This window comes from Pseudomonadota bacterium, assembly GCA_034660915.1.
GTDB lineage: Bacteria > Desulfobacterota > Anaeroferrophillalia > Anaeroferrophillales > Anaeroferrophillaceae > DQWO01.
In genome coordinates, this window is record JAYEKE010000016.1 from 1 (window position 1) to 6070 (window position 6070).

Here is a 6070-nt window from a genome sequence, read left to right on the forward strand (position 1 = left end):
GCATAGGGGCGTCCGGATTATTGTCTCTAAACGTTGCCATTTAAATTACCTTTTCTGGTGTTTCACCGCTGGTATAATGCGAAGCAAAACTGCCGGTATTTTTTTAAATAAAGTGAAATTCAACAATTATACAGTATAGGCTATTAACAATAGAACCCTATACGATATAACCAATACTATTATTCAATCCAACCGTACTCAATACAAAATATAGAGTCTGTAATCATATAACCAACCGGGTTCCGGTTATATTGATTAGATGGCTGGGATGGTAATAGAACGGACGTAATAGAAAAATTTTTATGTTTCCCGGGAATGTTTGTTAGCGACTGCGTGAAAATGTATGAAAAGCGCCAGTTTGAAAATGTGGCTGTTTAGGACGTTTTTTATGGCACATTTTGTGCTATGGGCAAACACGACCCCTCGCTATTGCTATATTTGAAGAATATGAAAAATTAAGAAGAGTTTTTAATATCCTCTATTTGAAGAAAATACAGCATTTTCATACCGCCAGAAATCATACAGTTTCATACCGTCGGTGACAGCATTTTCATACCGTCGGTGACAATGTTGATTGTAGCGGTTATAGCGGGTATGGTTATAGAAATTGGTTGGCATGCAAGGAATAATACAACATAAAAAAGACAGAGTCCGAAAACCCTGCCCTTGTAGAATTAATATGGAGATAGATGCTTGGTGATCAACTTTTTTCCTCTTGGACTGGATGCCAAGGAGGCCTATATCCATGAGAAGTTCTGTGACAAAAATTAAACGGATAATCTTTTCTACAACTTCAAGATATATCCTCTACTCGTCAGTTATTACTCATCCGTATCATAAAAAGTAATTAATGCACCCTCATACAAATTAGCATCATCACCAGTCCACTCCGTCATCACTTGTCCACCACAATCTACATCAATTGAAGGAACTAAGAAAATTTTGGCACCATATTCATAATTGTCATCAACTTCAATAGGCAAGTCACCAGTATCAACTGAACCTGCTATATGTATATTCCCCATGCCATCTTCATTTTCATCCTCAACAACAGTACCTGAGCCTAAACAAATAAGACCTACAGCAGGCCAAGGATCAGGATAGTAAATCAGTGTAAATTCCTGACCTATCGGCAACCGGTGACCGTTAAATACAAAATCAAAAGTAGGACCAGACAAATTGTATTTCATTTTTCCCCACATGCCACCTTCCACAATAAGCCAAAGATCTTCACGATTAGCCTCAGGATCTTGTGCCTTTTCATAAAGATAGAGATGTCCTACATTAGAATTGCCCGCTTGGCCATTGGGGCCTTTTTCTCCGTCCATAGAATGATTTTCGTGAACATCATTAAGGCCTGGCGCATTATTAACATGCTGATGTGCCACACCTGATTTTCCTGGCGAGTCAGCAGGGCCTTTACTGTTACCTTTGGCCATGGACGGGATAACCAAAAGACTCGAGGTCAATACCACCACTGCCAACATCATCATTTTCTTATACATGTCCATACTCCCTTCTCTGGTTGGTTAGTTTTCATACAACTAATTTCATTCAACCTTACAAAATTAACTTAACACTTTCAGCCAATTTTTACATTTTTTTCAGTCCAATATTTTTACTGCTATTTGATTTTGAAATGTTTTTTAATGCCTCGGGGAGAAGCAGGTGGCATATTATCAAGATGGACATCTCCTTCGCTGGAAAAAACACTTTCATTGCCACTGCCATCAACAGCGGTAACTACATAATAATAAGTTGCCTGCACCTTACCTTTGATGGTGTCAACATAACTGGGTGATTCTGCCTTGGGAATAATTGAAGAATTCAGTTTACTGTAACCGGAATCGGGAGTGGTACTGCGGTAGATATTATAACCGGTCAAGTCACTTTCGGAATTTGCATTCCAACTGGTAATAATGTGAGTGGCAGCATGAACATTGAGTGCTGCTACCATAAGTAGCAAAGTGATAATAATGGCAATGATTTTTTGGCTCTATGTGATTTATAGTGGGTAATGTGCTATAGAAACCTCAATTGATTTTTTAAAATCACATAAAACACGAATAGTGAAGCTTTATTTAGTATGGCGTTAGGTCTGCACTCTCCTTGGTTTGTTAACGATGTAGTTTTTACTGACAATGATTCAGGTCAAAGTGAATTACATTTACATATAGATTTTACTTCAGGATCACGTTTTCTGGATAAGACAAATGCACCATGTCCTGTGCACGACTGTTGTATTTATATTTATTTCACCGCCTTTTTTTTAAATTAAATTAAAATACGGCAAATATTGCAAAAAATATGAATTATTTCACCTGAATATGAAAGTTTTAGAATCCTGTACCGGATCCTGGATTGGGGCTCTGTCCCAAACCCCGGGGGTTTAAAGGCATAGGGGCGTCCGAATTATTGTCTCTAAACGTTGCCATTTAATTTACCTTTTCTGGTGTTTCACCGCTGGTATAATGCGAAACAAAACTGCCGGTATTTTTTTAAATAATGTGAAATTCAACAAAAGTTAAAATTTGGTTACCCACTCTATTTCACATAGAGCCAAAATAAAAAAGGGTTACCTAATTTTTGCTAGATAACCCCGTGATTTTATTGGCGCGCCAGGCAGGACTCGAACCTGCGGCCTACGGATTAGAAGTCCGTTGCTCTATCCAGCTGAGCTACTGGCGCTTATGGACAATGAATTAAAAAACTGAATGAACAAATGCTATCTCATTGAACTTTTTTTGTCAATTGTCTGCCATCAAAACTCCTCACTCTTTGTCAGGAAGCTCAGCCGAATAGGAGCATTCCTTCTGTGGACACTGGAGGTAATGTCCCCGGGATTTTGAGGTTTTTTCCACCAGAAAAGGATGTCCACAATCCGGGCAGGTCATGGGATAGGGTTTATTCCACAAGGCATATTTACAATCCGGATACCGTGAGCACGAATAAAAGATTTTCCCTTTGCGCGATTTTTTCTCAACAATTTCACCACTGCAGCCCTCAACCGGGCAATCAATACCGGTACCGATGGAACGGGTATATTTGCATTCAGGATAGCGGGAACAGGCGATAAAACGGCCAAAACGGCCATTCTTTATCGTTAAATTACTGCTGCATTCCGGGCACTTACCCAATTGTTCAATCTCTTCCGGGCTCAACTCAGGATCCGCCGGCGCTTCTTTGGAAGCCAGGTTGCGGGTATTCTTACATTCAGGATAGTTTGGACAGGCAAGAAATTTACCATTACGGCCCCATTTAATTACCATATGGGCCCCGCACTTCTCGCAGATTTCATCCGTTTCCTCTTCCTGCTGCCGAACCTCTTTCATGGTCGTCACCGCAGCTTCCAGGCGCTTTTCAAACGGCTGATAAAAATTCTTCAGCAGCTGCTGCCAGTCATACTTTCCTTCTTCCACCTGATCAAGCTTATCCTCCATCTGAGCGGTAAAACTGACGTCAAGAATGTCTGGAAAACTTTTTTTCAACAGTTCGGTAACCAGCCCCCCCAGATCAGTGGGGAAAAACTTTTTTTCCTTCAGCTCGGCATATTCACGATCCTGGATGGTTGAAAGAATGGCAGCGTAAGTGGAAGGCCGGCCGATACCTTTTTCTTCCAGTTCCTTCACCAGAGTACTTTCCGTAAACCGGGGCGGCGGCTGGGTAAAATGCTGCGAGGGCTCAAGCTTTTCCAGATTCAGCACATCGCCGATCGCCAGCGGCGGCAACTCGCTGTCCTGTTCCTTGCCATTACCGTTTCCATTAACATTATCCTTCCCCACTTCATACAGAGCCAGAAACCCGGCAAAAGTCTGGCGACGGCCAACTGCCCGAAACAGATAGTTTTCACTCGCCTGAATATCGACCACCGTCTGAAAATACTCAGCCGGCGCCATCTGGCTGGCGGCAAAACGATTCCAGATCAAGCGGTACAACTTCAGCTGATCGCCGGTCAAATAATTTGCAATCTGTTCCGGATCATGCTCCATGGAGGTTGGGCGAATAGCTTCATGGGCATCCTGAGAGCTGTTCTTATTTTTATAATAATTCGCTTTGGCAGGCAGATAATCGGAGCCAAAACGGGCTTTGATATAAGACCGGCAATCCTGCAGCGCTGCTTTAGATACCCGCACAGAATCAGAACGCATATAGGTAATCAAACCGGTAGGTCCGGCAGTTCCCAATTCCACCCCTTCGTAGAGCTGCTGGGCAACCATCATCGTCTTTTTAGCACTGAAATTAAGTTTGCGGGAGGCTTCCTGCTGCAGTTTGCTGGTAATGAACGGCGGCAGTGGATTTCGTTTCCTCTTTTTCTGCTCACACTTGGCAACCGTAAACGGGGCGGATGAAAGCTCCTTGACAATGCCATCCGCCTGTTCCTGATTGCCGACCACCGCTTTTTTACCAGCGATATTATGTAAACGGGCGGAAAAGGTTGGCGGTTGAGGTCCATTAAGAAATGCCTCAATATGCCAGTATTCTTCCGGTTTAAAAGCCTGGATTTCCGCTTCCCGCTCACAAATCAGGCGCACGGCTACCGATTGCACCCGCCCGGCACTAAGCCCCCGACGCACGGTTTTCCATAACAGCGGGCTGATTTTATAACCCACCAACCGGTCAAGAATCCTCCGTGACTGCTGCGCGTTCACCCGGTTTTCATCGATGGCTAATGGGGTCTTCAAAGCCTCCTTGATTGCCTGGGGAGTGATTTCATGGAAAAGAACCCGGTATACCTCCTCTTTACGCCCCAGCTCCCGGGAAATATGCCAGGCGATAGCTTCTCCTTCACGATCAGGGTCAGGAGCCAGGTAAACCGCATCGGCCGATTTAGCCGCCTTTTTCAATTCACTGATCACCTTGCCCTTGCCGCGAATAGTCACATAATTGGGGGCAAAATCACCCTCGGCGGAGATATCAATACCCAGCTCCTTCTTGGGCAGATCTTTTACATGGCCGACGGAGGCTTTAACATCAAAACCCTTACCCAAATATTTTTTAATGGTCCTGGCTTTTGCCGGAGACTCAACAATCAACAGCGATTTTCCCATATAATTTCACTTCCATCCATGCAGTTTTTCTGATTTTCCGGCAACCGGCAAACAAATCGGCATCGTTTCACCATAATTAAAAAACAAAGAGGCGCGTAACCCGCACCTCCTACTCCTTTCAGCAAACTGAACCTCAAGAGACAACGTTACTTATGAATTCCTCCTGATCTTAATGGTACATCACTTCAGCATCGGCTTCGACAAAACGTAAAAAACGGGTTTTGGCATCAGGACCACTTTGACTGAACATAACCACCATGGTGGAAATCATCTTGATTTCCTCCACCCCCACTGCCGGGGTATCCAGCAGTATTGCCTGGTCGATAATTTCTTCCAGCAAAGGAGCATTAACCAGATCAAGGTTATGCAGCTTCATCAAGTAGCCACGCGCAGGGTTGGTCAACAAACGTTTTTCCTCAGCCGTAAAGATTCTCACATACTGGCCCAGTTCTTCGGCGTCCAGCGCTTCGTCTCCCCGCTTGATTCCCTGTCCCTGAGAAAGATTGGCTATCCAGTTAAAGGCAGCTTCAATTTCGCCGGATTCAAACCCCAGGGATACGAGATCCTCAACAATTTCTATTTCCTGATCAAAAACATCTATATCTTCAATAAGATACTGCGATATGATACTGATAATTGCTATAACCCGCTCAAACATTCAAATCCCTCCTTAAACCGGGAATCGGGAAAATTCGATATGATAAAAAAACCTTAATACGATATAACTCAAATCCTGTCCGTCCGCGAAAACACCTCAGACAAGCTTTGGATTCAGCTGAAATTTACCATTTGTGGTCCGCCAGATCATCCCGGCGATTTCCATTTCCAGCAATATAGAGCTTACGCGGTCATGGGACCAACCCGAAATCTCCATCAATTGATCAAGAGAATACTCCGTTGGGTCCAGCTTGGCAATCAATTCTTCCTGCTCCTGAGAAACCGGATTCAGCAGCCGGGCATCGTTTTCCTGCTTCTTCCCCCCGGAAGCTGCCGGCAGCAGCCGGGGCAAAGCACAAAATATA

5 protein-coding genes and 1 tRNA gene are annotated in these 6070 nt (G+C 43.8%); all 6 read right to left on the reverse strand.

Features of this window, described 5'->3' with window-relative positions; translation table 11 throughout:
- Positions 1–821 precede the first annotated feature (821 nt).
- Positions 822–1505, reverse strand: coding sequence for a hypothetical protein (locus U9P07_00685; protein MEA2107925.1), 684 nt, complete (start codon positions 1503–1505; stop codon positions 822–824).
- A 119-nt stretch (positions 1506–1624) separates the two neighbouring features.
- Complete coding sequence (locus U9P07_00690) at positions 1625–1885, reverse strand: hypothetical protein (GenBank protein ID MEA2107926.1); 261 nt, start codon at positions 1883–1885, stop codon at positions 1625–1627.
- 726 nt (positions 1886–2611) lie between these two features.
- Positions 2612–2688, reverse strand: a tRNA-Arg gene (locus U9P07_00695).
- 83 nt (positions 2689–2771) lie between these two features.
- On the reverse strand, positions 2772–5048 hold the full coding sequence (gene topA / locus U9P07_00700; GenBank protein ID MEA2107927.1) for a type I DNA topoisomerase: 2277 nt from the start codon (positions 5046–5048) through the stop codon (positions 2772–2774).
- A gap of 169 nt (positions 5049–5217) precedes the next feature.
- The gene (locus U9P07_00705) at positions 5218–5706 is read right to left on the reverse strand and encodes a DUF494 family protein (GenBank protein ID MEA2107928.1); all 489 of its coding nucleotides are present in this window, start codon (positions 5704–5706) and stop codon (positions 5218–5220) included.
- A 96-nt stretch (positions 5707–5802) separates the two neighbouring features.
- Positions 5803–6070, reverse strand: a 268-nt coding sequence (locus U9P07_00710; protein ID MEA2107929.1) for a hypothetical protein, incomplete at its 5' end; no start/stop codon positions are given.